General features: G+C 66.4%; 17 protein-coding genes. 11 read left to right on the plus strand and 6 right to left on the minus strand.

Annotated elements, in window-relative coordinates:
- The first annotated feature begins 107 nt into the window (after positions 1 to 107).
- The 7 genes from ABRZ00_RS06650 (at position 108) to ABRZ00_RS06680 (ending at position 6,181) form a co-directional block, all read left to right on the plus strand.
- The gene (locus ABRZ00_RS06650; RefSeq protein ID WP_368642553.1) at positions 108 to 608 is read left to right on the plus strand and encodes a TlpA family protein disulfide reductase; all 501 of its coding nucleotides are present in this window, start codon (positions 108 to 110) and stop codon (positions 606 to 608) included.
- Between the two features lie 280 nt (positions 609 to 888).
- Complete coding sequence (gene accB, locus ABRZ00_RS06655; protein WP_343836147.1) at positions 889 to 1,350, plus strand: acetyl-CoA carboxylase biotin carboxyl carrier protein; 462 nt, start codon at positions 889 to 891, stop codon at positions 1,348 to 1,350.
- Between the two features lie 5 nt (positions 1,351 to 1,355).
- Entirely contained in the window at positions 1,356 to 2,702 is a 1,347-nt protein-coding gene (accC, locus tag ABRZ00_RS06660; RefSeq protein ID WP_368642552.1) for an acetyl-CoA carboxylase biotin carboxylase subunit, read from the plus strand.
- 8 nt (positions 2,703 to 2,710) lie between these two features.
- Complete coding sequence (gene prmA / locus ABRZ00_RS06665; RefSeq protein ID WP_368642551.1) at positions 2,711 to 3,625, plus strand: 50S ribosomal protein L11 methyltransferase; 915 nt, start codon at positions 2,711 to 2,713, stop codon at positions 3,623 to 3,625.
- Positions 3,626 to 3,637: 12 nt separating this feature from the next.
- Entirely contained in the window at positions 3,638 to 4,684 is a 1,047-nt protein-coding gene (locus ABRZ00_RS06670; RefSeq protein ID WP_368642550.1) for a DUF3426 domain-containing protein, read from the plus strand.
- 15 nt (positions 4,685 to 4,699) lie between these two features.
- A complete protein-coding gene (locus ABRZ00_RS06675; protein ID WP_343836142.1) occupies positions 4,700 to 5,647 on the plus strand; it encodes a carbohydrate kinase family protein in 948 nt (315 codons plus the stop codon).
- Positions 5,648 to 5,683: 36 nt separating this feature from the next.
- Positions 5,684 to 6,181, plus strand: a complete 498-nt coding sequence (locus tag ABRZ00_RS06680) for a glycine zipper 2TM domain-containing protein (RefSeq protein ID WP_368642549.1) — start codon at positions 5,684 to 5,686, stop codon at positions 6,179 to 6,181.
- 83 nt (positions 6,182 to 6,264) lie between these two features.
- Here ABRZ00_RS06680 and ABRZ00_RS06685 read toward each other — a convergent pair whose 3' ends face one another.
- From ABRZ00_RS06685 to ABRZ00_RS06695, 3 genes are all read right to left on the minus strand, one after another.
- The gene (locus tag ABRZ00_RS06685) at positions 6,265 to 6,831 is read right to left on the minus strand and encodes a YggT family protein (protein WP_343836140.1); all 567 of its coding nucleotides are present in this window, start codon (positions 6,829 to 6,831) and stop codon (positions 6,265 to 6,267) included.
- A 155-nt stretch (positions 6,832 to 6,986) separates the two neighbouring features.
- A complete protein-coding gene (locus ABRZ00_RS06690) occupies positions 6,987 to 7,664 on the minus strand; it encodes a histone (protein ID WP_368642548.1) in 678 nt (225 codons plus the stop codon).
- Between the two features lie 256 nt (positions 7,665 to 7,920).
- On the minus strand, positions 7,921 to 8,361 hold the full coding sequence (locus tag ABRZ00_RS06695) for a hypothetical protein (RefSeq protein ID WP_343836138.1): 441 nt from the start codon (positions 8,359 to 8,361) through the stop codon (positions 7,921 to 7,923).
- Positions 8,362 to 8,496: 135 nt separating this feature from the next.
- Between ABRZ00_RS06695 and ABRZ00_RS06700 the strand changes: the two genes are divergently transcribed.
- A complete protein-coding gene (locus ABRZ00_RS06700; protein ID WP_368642547.1) occupies positions 8,497 to 8,985 on the plus strand; it encodes a hypothetical protein in 489 nt (162 codons plus the stop codon).
- On the opposite strand, the gene gltX is transcribed toward ABRZ00_RS06700, so the two are convergent.
- Positions 8,982 to 10,397, minus strand: coding sequence for a glutamate--tRNA ligase (gene gltX / locus ABRZ00_RS06705; protein ID WP_368642546.1), 1,416 nt, complete (start codon positions 10,395 to 10,397; stop codon positions 8,982 to 8,984). The genes ABRZ00_RS06700 and gltX overlap by 4 nt on opposite strands.
- 122 nt (positions 10,398 to 10,519) lie before the next feature.
- Here gltX and ABRZ00_RS06710 point away from each other — a divergent pair, with 122 nt between their 5' ends.
- Positions 10,520 to 12,967, plus strand: coding sequence for a GNAT family N-acetyltransferase (locus tag ABRZ00_RS06710; RefSeq protein WP_368642545.1), 2,448 nt, complete (start codon positions 10,520 to 10,522; stop codon positions 12,965 to 12,967).
- Positions 12,968 to 13,098: 131 nt separating this feature from the next.
- Here ABRZ00_RS06710 and ABRZ00_RS06715 read toward each other — a convergent pair whose 3' ends face one another.
- Complete coding sequence (locus ABRZ00_RS06715; RefSeq protein ID WP_368642544.1) at positions 13,099 to 13,773, minus strand: alpha/beta hydrolase; 675 nt, start codon at positions 13,771 to 13,773, stop codon at positions 13,099 to 13,101.
- The gene (gene yjgA, locus ABRZ00_RS06720) at positions 13,773 to 14,330 is read right to left on the minus strand and encodes a ribosome biogenesis factor YjgA (RefSeq protein ID WP_368642777.1); all 558 of its coding nucleotides are present in this window, start codon (positions 14,328 to 14,330) and stop codon (positions 13,773 to 13,775) included. The genes ABRZ00_RS06715 and yjgA overlap by 1 nt, the downstream gene beginning before the upstream one ends.
- Before the next feature lie 65 nt (positions 14,331 to 14,395).
- On the opposite strand from yjgA, the gene pmbA reads away from it, so the two are divergent.
- Together pmbA and ABRZ00_RS06730 are read left to right on the plus strand one after the other, a co-directional pair.
- Positions 14,396 to 15,763: a metalloprotease PmbA gene (gene pmbA, locus ABRZ00_RS06725; RefSeq protein WP_368644157.1), complete on the plus strand. Its 1,368-nt coding sequence runs from the start codon at positions 14,396 to 14,398 to the stop codon at positions 15,761 to 15,763.
- Between the two features lie 112 nt (positions 15,764 to 15,875).
- Positions 15,876 to 16,973: a TRAP transporter substrate-binding protein gene (locus tag ABRZ00_RS06730; protein WP_368642542.1), complete on the plus strand. Its 1,098-nt coding sequence runs from the start codon at positions 15,876 to 15,878 to the stop codon at positions 16,971 to 16,973.
- Positions 16,974 to 16,996 lie beyond the last annotated feature (23 nt).

Here is a 16,996-nt window from a genome sequence, read left to right on the forward strand (position 1 = left end):
TGGGCGGGCCGTCGCGCCGCGTGCGGCGCCCGCCTGTCCGGAAGGTCCCGAGGGCCCGATGCTATGATGAACGATCGGTACGGTCAGCAGGATGGATGGCGTTTCATATGGACAAGCGGAAATTCTTGCGCACGGCCTGTCTGGCGGCGCTGGGGCTTGCCGGCGGGGCGCGCGGCGCGGCGGCCTCCCTCCTGCCGCCCGATCCCGTCTTCGGGCGCTCGTTTGCCGATCTCCAGGGGCGAGAGCAGGCGCTGTCCGCCTACGTGGGGCGGCCGGTGCTGATGAATTTCTGGGCCAGTTGGTGCGCTCCCTGCGTGCGTGAAATGCCCCTGCTCGAAACCCTGCACCAGCGCCATCCCGACCTGGCCCTGCTGGGGCTGGCCATCGACACGCGGGCCAACGTCGAGCGTTTCCTGGAAAAAATCCCGGTGTCCTATCCGGTGTTGCTGACGGGCACCCAAGGCATTCCACTGATGCGCGAGCTGGGCAACAAGAGCGGCGGCCTGCCGTTCACCCTGCTTTTCGACCGTCGCGGTCGCGTGGCCGATTCGATCATGGGCGAACTCAAGCCAGACGATATCCAGGCCCGTCTGTCGCGAATACTTTAGGTTTCAATGATAGGTTTGCTCACCGGTCAGGACCCCGTTTTATGGACAAATCAACGGTTTTAGCGTAAAAAGGCGCTTTACAGGGTGCCCTCGTACCCGGGATCAGGTGGCTTCGGCAAGACTCCAGGGCCGCCCGCTGGCAGCAGCAACTCATGTGGCCGTCGTGGATTCTCCCCGTCTCATCGGGGTCGGACCGACGGCGCATTCGTTTTCGTCGCCTGAATCCACTCATTGACCGGCCCGCGCTCATCCCGGGCCAGCACACAGGAATTGATACGTCATGGATCTCCGAAAACTGAAAACGCTGATCGACCTGGTGGCCGATTCGGGCATTGCCGAACTGGAAATCACCGAGGGTGAGGGCAAGGTCCGCATCGTCAAGTTCTCCCAGGTCGCAGCGGTCGCCCCGGCGCCTGTGGCCGGCGCGCCCGCGCAGGTCGTGGCCGCGGCCGCCCCAGCCGCCGCGCCCGCTGCGGCTGCCGCCGCGCCGGCGCCCGCCGCCGTGCAGGGCCATCAAGTCAAGGCGCCCATGGTGGGCACGTTCTACCGCTCGCCCAATCCGAACGCGGCGGCCTTCGTCGAAGTCGGCCAGGCCGTCAAGGAAGGCGACCCCTTGTGCATCATCGAGGCGATGAAGCTGCTGAACGAGATTGAGGCCGACAAGTCCGGCGTCATCAAGGAAATCCTCGTTGAGAACGGCGAGCCGGTCGAATACGGCCAACCCCTGTTCATCATCGCCTGAACGCCATGTTCGAAAAAATCCTGATCGCCAACCGCGGCGAAATCGCCTTGAGAGTGCTGCGGGCCTGCCGCGAACTGGGCGTCAAGACCGTCGTCGTGCACTCGGAAGCGGACCGCGAAGCCAAATACGTGCGCCTGGCCGACGAATCCGTGTGTATCGGTCCCGCGTCTCCGCGCGACAGCTACCTGAACATGCCCGCGTTGATCTCGGCCGCCGAGGTCACCGACGCGGAAGCCATCCACCCGGGCTACGGCTTCCTGTCGGAAAACGCCGATTTTGCCGAACGGGTGGAAAAGAGCGGCTTTGTGTTCATCGGGCCGCGCCCCGAAAGCATTCGCACCATGGGCGACAAGGTCAGCGCCAAGCAGGCCATGATCGCCGCCGGCGTGCCGGTCGTGCCGGGCTCGGGTGGCGCATTGCCCGACGACCCCAAGGAAATCCAACGCATCGCCTCCGAGGTCGGCTATCCGGTCATCATCAAGGCGGCGGGCGGCGGCGGCGGTCGCGGCATGCGGGTGGTCTATACCGAGGCGGCCCTGCTCAACGCGGTCGCCATGACGCGCACCGAAGCCGGCGCCGCCTTCAACAATCCCGAGGTCTACCTGGAAAAATTCCTCGAGAACCCGCGCCACATCGAGATCCAGGTGCTGGCCGACGGCGAGGGCAAGGCCGTCTGGCTGGGCGAACGCGATTGCTCCATGCAGCGCCGCCACCAGAAGATCATCGAGGAGGCGCCCGCGCCGGGCATCGATCGCGCCCTGGTCGAGCGGATCGGCGAACGTTGCGCCGAGGCCTGCCGCCGGATGCGTTATCGCGGCGCCGGCACGTTCGAGTTCCTGTACGAGAACGGGGAATTTTTCTTCATCGAGATGAACACCCGCATCCAGGTCGAGCACACGATCACGGAAATGATCACCGGCATCGATCTGGTCCAGCAGCAGTTGCGCATCGCCGCCGGCGAGAAATTCACCCTGCGCCAGCGCGACATCCATCTGCATGGCCACGCGATCGAATGCCGGATCAATGCCGAGGATCCCTACAAGTTCACGCCCAGCCCCGGCCGGATCTCCAACTGGCATACGCCGGGCGGCCCGGGCGTGCGCATGGATTCGCACGTGTTCACGGGCTATACCGTGCCGCCTTACTACGATTCGATGATCGCCAAGCTCATCACCTATGGCGACGACCGCCATCAGGCGATCATGCGCATGGATATCGCCCTGTCGGAAATGATCGTCGAAGGGGTGCACACCAATATCCCGCTGCATCGCGAGTTGATGCAGGATGCCCGTTTCGTTGAAGGCGGCACCAGCATCCACTACCTCGAACACAAGCTCGCCGCGCGCGCTTGAGATCCGGCATGCGAGAACTGGTGCTGAACTGTGCGCAGAGCCAGGCCGAGGCCTGGTCCGACGCCTTGCTGGAAGCCGGCGCCTTGTCGGTGTCGGTTGAGGACGCCGACGGGGATACGGAGCACGAACAGGCCCTGTTCGGCGAGCCGGGCACCGAGCCCGACGTCCTGGCCTGGCAGCGCAACCGGCTGGTGGCGCTGCTGGCCGATGGGGATGATCCGGCCCAGTTGCTGGCCTCGCTGGACGGCCTGGCGGGCCCCGCGCCCGGCCAGGCCGATTGGTTCCTGCGCGAGGTGCCGGATGCCGATTGGGTGCGCCTGACGCAATCCCAGTTCGGGCCCATCGTCGTGGGCGACCGCATCTGGATCGTGCCGAGCTGGCACCGCGACGACGCGGGCCTGCCCCTGGCCGGCGCGCGGGACGGCATTGTGCGCATCGAGCTCGATCCCGGGCTGGCCTTCGGGACCGGCAGCCACCCCACGACGCATCTGTGCCTGGAATGGCTGGCCGCCCACCTGCAGGGCGGAGAAACCGTGCTGGATTACGGCTGCGGCTCCGGGATCCTGGCCATCGCCGCCCGCTTGCTGGGCGCCGGGCCGACACGGGGCGTGGATATCGACGAGCAGGCGGTGCTGGCCACGGTTCGCAACGCAGCGACCAATCGCGTCGAGATCGAAGCCTGCCTGCCAGACGGCCTGCCCGAAGGAACCAGCCAGGTGGTGGTCGCCAATATTCTGTCCAATCCGCTCAAGCTCCTGGCCCCCATGTTGTCCGCCCGGGTCGCGCCCGGCGGCTGGCTGGCGCTGTCCGGCGTCCTGGAGCGCCAGGCCGATGAGGTCTGCGAAGCCTATGCGCCGCACCTGCCCTTGCAGGTCTGGGCGGCGCGCGATGGCTGGGTCTGCCTGGCAGGGCGAAGGGCCTGACGGAGCGCGGCGATGGACCTGACCACGCGCTGCCCGAAATGCGGGACCGTGTTCCAGGCGGGCCTGTCCGACCTGCAGTTGCGCAAGGGCTATATCCGCTGCGTCCAGTGCGCCCACATCTTCGATGGCTACGCCGAGGTGGTGTCCGACGCGTCCGAGCCTGCCGCGCCCGCGCCGGCCGCCCCCACGGCGCCAGAGGCGCCCGTGGCCGGACGGCCGGCTGTTCCGCCGCCCCAGGTGATTCGCTCCGGCCGCCCGCCCGCCACCCCATCCGAACCGGCTTTCCGCATCGGCGTCGCACCCTGGCCCGATGACCGGCCCGAGCCGCGGATCGGCGATGCGGCGGGCCCTGCGGCGCCGCGTCCGGTCGAGGATATCCTGGTGGATGAGGGTTGGGTGCCCGATGCCGGGGCGCCGGCCGGGCTGGACGAACCATCCGGCCAGGCGGCGTCTTTCGTGGTCGAAGCCCGTCCCGGCCATCGGGGCCAGGGCGGATCCGCCGCGCCCCTGCTGCGCGACGACGACGCCCTGGGCTGGTGGGATGCCCTGCTGCGTTTCTGCGCCTGGCTGCTGCTCGTCCTGCTGCTGCTTCTGCTGGCCGCGCAGGCCGTCTACGTTTATCGCGCGGATATTGCGCGGATGGCCCCCGCGCTGCGGCCCGCGCTGGAGCGCGCCTGCGAACCGCTGCAGTGCCGGGTGCCCTATGCCCGGGACATCGCCCGGATCGCCATCACCGGCTCCGCCCTCAAGCTCGCGGATGGCGATGCGCCCGCGGGGCATTCCGCTTCCGGGCAGGACGCCGCCGAACAGCACTTCGTGTTGCACGCCACCGTGCGCAACGGGGCCGAGCAGCCGCAGGAATGGCCGACGCTGGTCCTCGATTTGAAGGACGGCGCCGGCACGCTGCTGGTGCGCCGCAACCTGGCTCCCGCCGACTACCTGGGGCCGGCCCGTGCCGCCGAGCCTTTCGCGGCTCGAAGCGAAGTCCTGGTGCGCGTCCCCCTGACCCTGAGCGGCATCCGCATCAACGGCTACCAGCTCGACCTCTTCTATCCCTGAAGGAATTCCATCGCCATGTCCAAGGACGTTCTGATCTGCGGCTCCATCGCTTTCGACACCATTGCCGTGTTCGAAGGGCGCTTTCGCGACCATATTCTGGCCGACAGCATCAAGTCCCTCAGCGTGTCGTTCTTCGTGCCCGCGCTGCGCAAGGAATACGGCGGTTGCGCGGGCAACATCGCCTACAGCCTGAAATTGCTGGGCGGCCGGCCCGTGCCTGTGGGGACGGTGGGCCAGGATGCCGACGATTACCTGCAGCGCCTGCGCGACCTGGACATCGATACCCGCCTGGTGCGCGTGCTGCCCGATGCCTATACGGCCCAGTGCTACATCACCACGGATCAGGAAAACAACCAGATCGCCTCGTTCCATCCCGGCGCGATGATGCGTTCCGCCGAGAACGACCTGAGCGGCCATGCCGCGTGCTGGGCCATCGTCTCGCCCGATTCCAAGGATGGCATGTTCGCCCACGCCGAACGCTTGAAGGCGGCGGGCATTCCGTTCATCTTCGACTTGGGGCAGGCGATGCCGCTGTTCGATGGCGATGACCTGCGGCGCATGCTGGCGATGGCCAGCATCCTGACCGCCAACGACTATGAATCCAGCGTGATCGAAGAGCGCACGGGCCTTTCGATCCAGGAACTGGCCGCCGGCCTGCAGGCGGTGGTGGTCACCCGGGGCGGCGATGGCGCGTCTCTGTTCGTCGGCCAGACGCGCACCGATATTCCGGCCGCGCCCGTCAGCGGAATCGTGGACCCGACCGGCTGCGGCGATGCGCACCGCGCCGGGCTGTTGTATGGCTTGTCGCACGGCTGGTCCCTGCGGGACGCCTGCTGCTTGGCGAACGTGATGGGGGGCTTTAAAATCGCTCATAGAGGCCCGCAAAACCATCGCCCGTCGCACGCCGACATCGCGGCGGTGCTGCAGGCGCATTACGGTATCGATGCGGGCTCGTTCGCCTGATTCGGATACGGCCCGCTTCATTCCAAGGAGTCACCCATGGCGATCCTCACACCTGCCTCTTCCACCCGCGCGGTGCGTCTTGCCGCCATCGCCGGGGTTTCCCTGTCGCTGCTGATGCTGGGCGGTTGCGCCAACCAGTCCGCGTCCAGTTCCACCTACACCTACGGCCAGGCCCAGCAGGAGCAGATCGTGCGCTATGGCACCGTGGTGTCGGTGCGTCCCGTGACCATCCAGTCCGACAAGTCTTCCGGCGTGGGCGCCCTGGGCGGCGCGGCCCTGGGCGGTGTGGCGGGCAGCGCCATCGGCGGTGGGCGGGGCCAGATCCTCGCGTCGATCGGCGGCGCCTTGCTGGGCGGCCTGGCCGGCAACGCCGTCGAGAACCAGGTCAGCAAGACCAGGGGCCTGGAAATCACGGTCCGGCTGGACAACGGCGAAACCCGCGTCATCGCGCAGGCGGACGACGTGGCGCTCAGTTCCGGCCAGCGCGTCCAGGTTATCAGCGGCGGCGGCCCGACCCGCGTGGTGCCGATGTAACGCTTCCGGCGTTCCTCCGATGCGCAAAGGCCCGGCGACAGCCGGGCCTTTGCTTTTCTGCGTGGCGGATCGGCGCGATCGCGCTATGCGCCGAAGGTCGTGAAGACCAGGTGGTTGAGCACCATCATGGCGATCTGGGCAAGCACCAGCAGCACCAAGGGCGAGAGATCCAGCCCGCCCATGCGCGGCAGCATCCGGCGGATGGGATCGAGCAGCGGCGCCGTCAGGGTGTAGAGCACCGGCATGATGGGCGAGAGGGGATTGATCCAGGACAGGATGGCTTGGATCAGCGTGACCCAGACGATCACGTTGAACAGCCATTTGAATCCCACCATCAGGCCCGAGAGCAGCAGGGGGCCGATGACCGATGCGGAGGGCATCAGGCCACCCATGGCGATCAGCCAGGTCAACAGCAGATACAGGATCGCCGTGATCCAGCAGGCCAGGATGCTGGGCCAGTCGAACCGGCCGCTGCTGGGGACGACACGCCGGATCGGCTGCACCAGCCAGTCCGTGGCCCGCAGAATGGCCTGGGAAAACGGATTGAACGGGTGCAGGCGGATGGCGAACATCCAGGCCCGCAGAATCAGGCCGATGCCGAAGAGCTGAAAGATGATGTCGATCAGGAATTGCAGGATGTCTTGGGCCATGCGGTGCTCGTAGACGACGAAAAAGAAGCGCTCATTGTCGCATCAAGCCAGCCTGTCTGGCGAATAGCGGGCGCTCGTGGTTCACGAATATGAAAGGCCCGGCGGATGCCGCCGGGCCTGTCCCGTCTCCGCCTCGAAAAGCGGAGGCGATGCGCTCAGGGGCGCTTTGCGGTGGGAAACGGCCAGGAAGCCGCCGGATTGGCGTCCGTGCGGGCGTCGGGGGCCGGTGCGGAAGGTTTGGCGGCCGCTTTCTTTGCCGCCGGCTTGGGCTTGGCGGCGGTTTGCTTGGCAGGCGCCTTGGCGGCCTTCTTTGCAGGCGCCGCTTTCTTTGCAGGCGCCGCTTTCTTTGCAGGCGCCGCTTTCTTTGCAGGCGCCGCTTTCTTGGCGGCAACCTTTTTGGCCGGCGCCTTTTTCGCGACGGCGGTCTTCGCCGTCGTTTTCTTGGCTGCAGGCTTGGCGGCCTTCTTCGCGACCGTTTTTTTCGCCACGGTTTTTTTCGGCGCAGCGGCTTTTTTGGCGGCAACCTTTTTGGCCGGCGCTTTCTTCACTGCGGCTTTCTTGGGTGCTGCTTTCTTGGCAGCGGCCTTGACTGGCGCGGCTTTCTTGGCAACGGCCTTCACTGCAGTCTTTTTGGCCGGCGCGGCCTTTTTGGCAGCCACGGTTTTTTTGGCGGGTGCTGCTTTTTTGGCAGCGGCCTTCACTGGCGCGGCTTTCTTGACGGGGGTGGCTTTCTTGGCTGCCGGGGCGGACTTCTTGGCTGCCGGTTTGGATGCGGACTTCGGGGCTGCGGATTTCTTGGCCGGTGCGACAGAGGCCTTCTTGGCGGTTGCCATCGTCATGCTCCTTGGGATCGAAGAGAATGTCCACCCATTTGATATGACCCCCGCGTGATGCGCGGCCCATCTCAAATGGCGCAGGCGTGCAATATCACGAATATTGCACGCCTTCAAGTCTATCGTAAGCCCCTGCGTGTTCCAAGCATTATTCCCGGCGCATGGTGTGATGAGGCCGATATTCGATTGTGCTTGTCTCGAAAAAGTCGCGTTCTTTTTGTCGCGAGACCGCGTGGAAAGTCTTTTCAGGAGATGTTTACCATTCCAGGTAGAACATCGCTTTGGCGAGAAAAACGATCAGGACGACGTGGCAGAACACGCTGAGATGAATGAGCTGGAAATGGCGGGATTTCAGTTTTCCCGTGCCGCTGAGCGAGATGGCGGTGATGAAATGGCCCAGCACGCTGAAAGCCAGAATGATCTTGATCCACAGCAGCGTGGCGAAGCTGCTGGCGAAGGGGTGGGCGAGCGATTCACGGAATTGCCACGCCATGCCCAGGCCCGCGCCGAACAGCACGATCATGACGAAGGGCATGATGCGCCGCGCGCGTTGGCCGATGGCCAATTCGACGTTGCGCATGGCCTCGCGGCCGAGGGGCTTGCGAATGCCTTCGAGAATGAGGACTTCAAAGAACACCGTGCCCACGAAAAAAATGGCGGCGAACAGGTGCAGCGTAACGAGTAGTGAATGGCTCATGTCGGTAGAATGATGACTGGCCCGCGGAACGCGCGCGCACCGGGAAATTGTAGGCCGGGAAGCCTTGTCGGCCCGCCGCGCCCCTGCGCTGATCCCGGGTATTGGATGACATTTGTCATGGATGAGAGTCAAGCAATGGATCGCATTCGTATTCATGCCTTGGCCGCGTGCGCGGCCTTCCTGGGCACTCTGGCGGCCTGCGCGCCGATCAAGCCGGCTCCGGCGCCGATGGACGCCGCCGCCGCGCCGTCCTGCACGGTGGCGGCGGCGGGCGATTCCCTGGTCGGCAACTGGTTGTCGGTCAGTTCGCAGAAAGGCGTCGCAGGCGCGCTGCGAACGCTCTATACGCTGAATCCCGACGGCACCATGAACTACGTCGAGCAGATCAAGCGCCCGCGCACGCCGTCACAGGGCCTGTACGAGGCCGGCTGCTGGTCGCGCGACGGGCAGTCGCTGGTGTTGCGCACGCTGGAATCGAACGGTTCGCCCGTGAATCTGGACGATCCGATCTATACCAACCGTTATCGCGTGGACCGGGTCAGCGCCACGGAGCTGCGCCTGAGCGGCCCGAACGGCACCGTCAAGGCGCGGCGCATGTCGCCGGGCTACCGCTTGCCGTTCTAGGCCAGGCTGGCGGCCAGGCGTTCCAGCACGGTTTCGCGGCCCAGCAGGGCCAGCACCGCGCCGATCGACGGCGTGTGCTTGTGGCCGGTGACAGCCACCCGCAGCGGGATGGCCAGCTTGGGCATCTTGGCGCCGTGGTCCTTCAGGATGGCCTTGAGCAGACTGTCGAGCGCTTCTTCCGTCCAGTCGGGCAGTGCGCCGGCCCGCTGCAGGAAATCGCCCAGCAGGCCGCGCGCCGCCTCGTCCAGCACCTCCGCCCGCAGGGCGTCATCGGCCGGCGTGTAGGGGCCGCAGAACAGCAGTGCGCCTTCAGCCAGATCTTCCAGCGTTTCGCTGCGGTCGCGCAGCAGGGCCATGACTGCGGGCAGATCGATGGCTGCGGGGTCGCCGCCCCGGCGCACGATGCGAGGCGCGACGCGCTCGGCCAGGTCGGCGGGTTCGAGCGCGCGCAGCGCGTGGGCGTTGACCCAGTTCAGCTTCTTGGGATCCCATTGGGCGGCCGAGCGGCTGAGGTGGCGCGGGTCGAACCATTCCACGAATTGCTCGCGCGAGAAGAGTTCGTCGTTGCCGTGGCTCCAGCCCAACCGTGCAAGGTAGTTGACCATGGCTTCGGGCAGGTAGCCCATGCGGTCGTATTCCATGACGCTGACGGCGCCGTGGCGCTTGGACAGTTTTTCGCCATCGGGCCCCAGGATCATCGGCACGTGGCCATAGCGCGGCAGCTCGCCGCCCAGCGCGCGCAGGATGTTGATCTGGCGCGGGGTATTGTTGACGTGGTCGTCGCCGCGGATGACATGGGTGATGCGCATGTCCCAGTCGTCCACCACCACACAGAAGTTGTAGGTGGGGGTGCCGTCGGGCCGGGCGATCACCAGATCGTCGAGCTCGCTGTTGTCGAAACTGATGGGGCCCTTGACCAGATCGTCCCAGGCGGTCACGCCGTCTTGCGGGCTGCGAAAGCGCACCACGGGCCTGATGCCGGCCGGGACCGGGGGCAAGGTCTTGCCGGGCTCGGGCCGCCAGGTGCCGTCGTAGCGCGGCTTGGCGCCCGCGGCGCGGGCGCGTTCGCGCATGGCCTCGACCTCTTCGGGCGTGCTGTAGCAGTGGTAGGCCGTTCCTTGGGCCAGCATGTCGGCGATCACGGCGCGGTAGCGATCCATGCGTTGCATCTGATAGAACGGCCCCTCGTCGGCCGTCAGCTCCAGCCACCGCATGCCGTCGAGAATGGCCTGCACGGCTTCGGGCGTGGAGCGCTCCAGATCGGTGTCCTCGATGCGCAGCACGAAGGTGCCCCCGAAGTGGCGGGCGAAGGCCCAGGAAAACAAGGCGGTTCGGGCGCCCCCCAGGTGCAGGTAGCCGGTGGGAGAGGGGGCGAAGCGCGTGCGCACGGGGCGCGAGGAGGTGTCAGTCATGTCGAGAGATCGAGTGGGGTTGCTGCACTGCAACAAAGTATTGGAGAAACCCCTGTAGAATCGGAAGGTCGAATCGTCATTTTAAGGGACGGCCCGGTCAGGGGCGTCCGGAGTTTCCATCCATGCTGCGTCACCGCCTGGCGGCCGTGTTCGAGCCGCGCTCCCTGCTGATCCTGAGTTCTCGCGAGCTGCCCGTCGTGCGCACGCCTCCCGCCCTGCTCCAGGGACGGATCGCCGATGTGCGGGTGGGCGGCGATGGTCGCATGGACATGCCGTCCCGCCTGGATTTCCTGGCGGCGGACCAACGGCTGGACATGGCCCTGCTGTGCCTGGATCCCGCACAGTTGCCGGCCGCACTGGGTGCGCTCCGGCAGCATCGGCCGCGCGCGTTGGTGCTGCTGCCGCATTCCACGCCTGCGGCCAATCCCATCGAAACACGCGCGTATTGCCAATCCTGGGGACGGATGAACGATTGTCTGGTGCTCGGTCCCGGGGCGCTGGGCGTCCAGCGTCCGCATTTGGGGTTGAACCTGGGCCTTGATCCGTATGGCGCGCCCGTGGGCCGGGTGGCCCTGGTCGCGCAGTCCCGCATGGTGGCTGCCGCCGTGCTGGATTGGGCGGGCGACATCCAGCTCGGATTTTCCGCCGTGGTCTCGGCGGGCGACGCGGAGGGCGTCACCGTCGCCGAAGTCCTCGAGTACCTGTCGATGGATCCGCGCACGGACAGCATCGTGCTGTACCTGGAAGAGGCCGATTCGTCGCGCCGTTTCACCAGCGCGTTGCTCGCGGCGGCCAGCGTCAAGCCGGTCATCCTGCTCAAGGCCGGACGCTCCGACAGCAATCCGGCGGCCGATGCGGTCTTCGATGCGCTGGTGCGGCGCACGGGCGCCGTGCGAATCCGGTTTTTCGTCCAATTGTTCTCGGCGCTGAAAGTGCTCGTTCACGCAAAGCGCCAGCGAGGGCGGCGCATTGCGCTGTTTTCCAACGGTTATGGCGCGGCCCACCTGGCGCTGGATGCCATCGACGGCGGCGGTCCGGTGTCACGAGCCGTTCTGTCCACCCAGACGCGGCGCGATCTGGCGTCGATCCTGGAGCCGGGCGCGGCGCTGGACAATCCCGTCATCAGCCATGCTCCGCTGGATCCGGCCCGGTTGCGGCAGGCGCTGGAGCTGCTGGCGGGCGACACCAACGTGGACGGCGTGCTGGTGTTGATCGCTCCGGATGCCCTGTCGGACATGGACGGCGCCGCCGAGGCCCTGGCCCGCTTCTCCGAGGCCTCGACCAAGCCCATCATGTCCTGCTTTCTGGGCGATGCTTCGATGCGCTCTCAGCGCCACCGGCTGGACTCGGTGGGGCTGCCGGCCTTCCGCACCCCGGAATCGGCCGCCAATGCCTTTGGCATCCTGGCATCCTATCAGTACAACCAGACCCTGGCGCAGCAGACCCTGCCGCCGGAAATGCTGAGTCGGCCGCCGCGCCTGGACGAGGCGCGCGCGCTGCTCAACGATGCCATCATGTCGGGCCGCTCCGAACTGGAGCCCTCCAGTTGCCTTTGGCTGCTGGATTGCTTCCATGTGCCGATTCTGTCCGACGATCAGCCCGTGCCCGACGCTGCCCTCGAACACCTGCCCATGGCCATCCATCTGCGCCAGGACGCGCGCTTCGGGCCCTACCTGCAGTTCGGGCCGGGGGGCGATGCCGCCCTGCTGGCATCACCCCATCGGGAAATCGAACTGCCGCCGCTGAACAATTACCTGGCGCGCCAGTTGATCCAGCGAGGCAAGTTCTGGTCGCGCGTGCTGGAGCGAGATCTCAGCCCGGCCGCGTTCGAGCAATTGCGCGAGGCGCTGGAGCGGATCTCGGAGATCGTCAGCGAACTGCCCGGCATCCGAACGCTATCGATCGATCCTCTCTGGTGGGACGACACCAGCCTGTATGCCGGGGGCATCCAGGTCGGCCTGGATCCCGATTACGATGGCGAGCGGCCCGAAAACCGCGCCTATCGGCATATGGCGATCCACCCGTATCCACGCCGCCTGGTCCAGCCCATGGTCCGGAAAGACGGCCAGGAATGGCTGCTTCGTCCCATCCGGCCAGAGGATGCCGTGCTGTTGCAGGAGTTCGTGCGGGACCTGTCGGACGAGTCGCGCTACATGCGTTTCGTCTCGATGCTGCGCGAACTGACGCCGCGCATGCTGGCGCGCTATACCCGCATCGACTATGACCGCGAAGTCGCACTGGTCGCCACGGCCCAGGTGTCCAATCCGGAAAACCGGGGCCTGCTGCGCGAGCGCATCGTGGGATTTGCGCACTATTTGCGCAATGCCGACGGAGAGGGGGCGGAATACGCGCTGGTGATCGCCGACGACTGGCAGCGGCGCGGCGTCGGCGCGGCACTGATGCGCAGCCTGATCGACGTCGCGCGCCGCCAGGGCCTGGGCTACATCGAAGGCGTCGTCCTGGCGACCAATCGCCCGATGCTGGGCCTGATGACCTCCCTGGGCATGCGCAACGATCCCGACGAAGACGACCCAGGAATGAGAAGACTGTGGATGCGCCTGGACGCCTGAAGTCCCCTGCGGACTGTCAGGCGCCTGGCGCATCGGAGCGCCTTGCAAGGCGCGACGTGGAGGGATGCCACGATCCAAGAGTCCCCTGCGGACTGTCAGGCGCCTGGCGCATCGGAGCGCCGCCAGACACTTCAGGCTGTCGCCGTCACCCGCGTCAGGAATGCGCGGATGTCGTCCAGTTCCTGCGGGTGCAGGCCATGCGGCATCGGATAGGTATGCCATTGCACCGGTTGTTGCTGCGCCAGCATCGCATCCCGGCTGGTTTCGGCGTAGGTCATGGGAACCACCATGTCCATCGTGCCGTGCGCCATGAACACCGGTGTGGCGGCGTTGGCGGGGTGGCGCTCGGCGGGCAGGGTATTGCGCAGCGGCAGGTAGCCGGACAGGCCGATCAGGCCGGCCAGAGGTTCGGCGTGGCGCAGGCCGGTGTACAGCGCCGTTGCGCAGCCTTGGGAAAAACCGGCCAGCACGATGCGCTCGGCGGGGATGCCGCGGCGGTTCTCCTGCTCGATCAGTTCCGTGACCGCATGACGCGCGGCGCGCAGGCCATCGATGTCCTCGCGCGCATCGCGGTCCAGCCCGTACAGGTCGTACCAGGCGCGCATCGGCATGCCTTGGTTCAGCGTGACCGGGCGCACGGGCGCGTGCGGAAAGATGAAACGCAGCGCGGGCAGGCCGGGGTGCTGCAATTCGGGCACGATGGGCTCGAAATCATGGCCGTCCGCCCCCAGGCCGTGCAGCCAGATGATGCTGTGCGTGGGCTCGGGGCCGGTGACGCGCTCGATGGTTTCCAGGGTGGGGTTCATCAGAAAGTCTCGTCTTCGAAATCCAGGGTTTTCAGGGTCTGGAACAGGGCGCGGTAGTGCTTGCGCGCCGGCTCGCGGCCTTCGGGCAGCGCGGCATTGTCGCGGGCTTCCTTGCGGGCGGCGCGGATCTGCGCGCGCAGGGATTGGATGTCCAGGCCAGGAAAGCGTTCGAGCAATCGGGTCAGGATCTCGTCGCTGTCGATCAGGCGGTCGCGCAGATCCTCCAGCCGATGCATGGCGCGCGTCTGTTCGCGCGATCCGTTGGCCCATAGGTCGAGCTGGGCGCGCAGGGCGGAAACGTCGGTGCGGCGCATCAGCTTGCCGACGTAATGCACCTGGCGGCGCCGGCCTTCGTGGCTGTGGATGCGCTGGGCCAGGGCGATGGCTTCGCGCAGCGTGTCGTCCAGTGGCAACTGGGCCAGCTTGGCGGCGGGCAGTGCGATCAGTTCGCGGCCCAGGTCCAGCAGGGCGTGCATATCGCGCTTGACCTGGGATTTGCTGGGCCGCCGATCTTCCGGAAAATCGTCCGGCGAGGCGGGCAGGGGCATGTCGTCCATGGGATCAGGCATAAAATGGTCCGTGATTGCCTATGATAACCGTCCCATACCGAGTGTCCTGCCGCATGAACCAACGAACCGATGATTTCCTCGATGTCCCTGCACAGCAGGCCCAGTTCCGCGAGCTGGTCGGCGATGCGCTGCGTCATGCCAGGCAGGCGGGCGCGACGGATGCCGCCGTGGAAATCTCCGAAAGCCGGGGGCTGTCCGTGTCGGTGCGCCAGCGCGCCATCGAAACCATCGAGCAGACCCGCGACCGGTCGATGGCCGTCACCGTATTCGCCGGCCAGCGCCGGGGATCGGCGTCCACCTCCGATTTCTCCGCCGAAGCCCTGCACCGCACCGTGGACGCGGCCTGGCACATCGCCCGCTATACCGCCGAGGATCCGGCCGCAGGCCTGCCCGAGCCCGAACGCTTCGCCCTGCATTATCCGGATTTGGACCTGCATCACCCCTGGTCCATCGATGCCGGGGGGGCGGCCCGCCTGGCGATCCAGGCCGAGCGCGCCGCACTGGCGACCAGCCGGCAGATCACCAATTCCGAGGGCGCCTCCCTGGATACCATGGAAGGTCATTTCGTCCTGGGCAATTCGCGCGGCTTCCTGGGGGGGTATCCCTATTCCCGCCACAGTCTGTCGGTGGCGCCCATCGCCGGGCGCGGCGACGGCATGCAGCGGGATTACTGGTATACGTCCGCGCGCCGGCCAAGCAGCCTGGCCGCGCCCGCCGAAGTGGGGCGCTACGCGGCCCAGCGCGCCTTGTCGCGCCTGGGTGCGCGTCCGGTCAAGACCGGCCGCTATCCGGTCCTGTTCGAGGCGCCTCTGGCTGTGGGCCTGCTTGGGGCCTTGGTCCAAGCTGCCAGCGGCGGCGCACTGTACCGCAAGGCCAGCTTCCTGCTGGATGCGCTGGACAAGCCCGTCCTGGCCGATCACCTGGATGTGGTCGAGAACCCCTACATCCCCGGTGCGCAGGGCAGCTCGCCCTTCGACGCCGAGGGGGTCCGCCCCCAGGCCCGCCGGGTGGTGGATCAAGGCGTGCTCACGGGCTATTTCCTGTCCACCTACACGGCCCGCAAGCTGGGCATGGCGACCACCGGCAACGCGGGCGGGTCGCACAATCTCAGCCTGCGTTCGCGCCTGACCGAGCCGGATGACGACCTGCCCGCCCTGCTGCGCCGCATGGGGACGGGGCTGCTGGTCACCGAACTCATCGGGCAGGGCGTGAACTACGTCACCGGCGACTATTCGCGCGGCGCATTCGGCTATTGGGTGCAGGACGGTGTCATCAGCCATCCCGTCCAGGAAATCACCATCGCGGGCAACCTGGCCGAGATGTTTCGCCAGATCGTCGCAGTGGGGGCCGACGTCTATGCGCGCGGCGCCAAGTCGACGGGCTCGGTGCTGATCGAGCGCATGGCGGTTGCCGGCCAGTAGGCCGGGAGTCTTGCGTGCAGCGCGGCGTGCAGCTTGCAGGCACGCAGTGTAATATCGAAACGCTTGGCTTTGAGCCAGACCAATATTTCTAACAAACAGGAGATCCTTCATCATGCAGCGTCGTGCATTTCTGAAAAAGGCCGGGTTGGGTGCCGTCGCCGGCACGGCCTCCGTGGCCGCACCCGCCATTGCGCAGACCTCGCCCCAGCTCAACTGGAAGATGACGTCCACGTATTCGACGGCGACTCCTGCGTTGTACTCCACGGCGCAACTGTTCTGCAGCATGGTCAAGGATCTGACCGACGGCAACTTCAACATCCGCCTGTACCCGGTCGGCGAACTGGTGCCCGGCTTCGGCGTGATGGATGCCGTCGGCAACCGCACCGTGGAATGCGGCCAGACCGCCTCCTACTACTATTACGGCAAGAATCCGGCTTTCTGCTTCGATACCGCCGTGCCCTTCGGGCTGAATGTGCGCCAGATGAACGCCTGGATGTACGAAGGCGACGGCCTCAAACTGATGCGCGAGCTGTTCGCGCCGCGCGGCATCGTGAACTTCCCCCTGGGCAACACGGGCGCCCAGATGGGCGGCTGGTACCGCAAGGAAATCAAGACGATCGACGACTTGAAGGGCCTGAAGATGCGCACGGCCGGCTTTGCGGGCGAGGTGCTGTCGCGCATGGGCGTGGTGCCGCAGCAGATCCCGACGGGCGATATCTATCCGGCCCTTGAAAAGGGCGCGCTGGACGCGGTGGAATTCGTCGGCCCGGTGGACGATGAAAAGCTGGGCTTCCAGAAGGTCGCCAAATACTATTACTACCCGGGCTGGTGGGAAGGCTCCGCCCAGGTGTCGCTGTACGTCAACGACAAGGCCTACGCCGAACTGCCCAAGGCCTACCAGGCGGCGGTCGACGTGGCCTCGCGCGCGGCGGCCAACCATCTGGTCGAGTACTACGACAACAACAACCCGGATGCCCTGCGCCGCCTGATCGCCGGGGGCGCCGTGCTCAAGAGCTTCCCGCGCGAGGTCATGGACGCTTCCTTCGATGCCGCCACGCAGGTCTACAAAGAATTCTGCGACAAGGACGAAGGCTTCAAGAAGATCTTCGACAATTACATGGCGTTCCGCGACAACATCGTGCCCTGGTTCCGCGTCAACGAAGGCGCCTACGACAACTACCTGGGCGCCGCGCTGGCCCGCAAGAAATAAGCCGCCCGCCTGCTGCCGGGGCG

This window comes from Castellaniella ginsengisoli (assembly GCF_040955415.1).
Taxonomy (GTDB): Bacteria; Pseudomonadota; Gammaproteobacteria; order Burkholderiales; family Burkholderiaceae_B; genus Castellaniella; species Castellaniella ginsengisoli.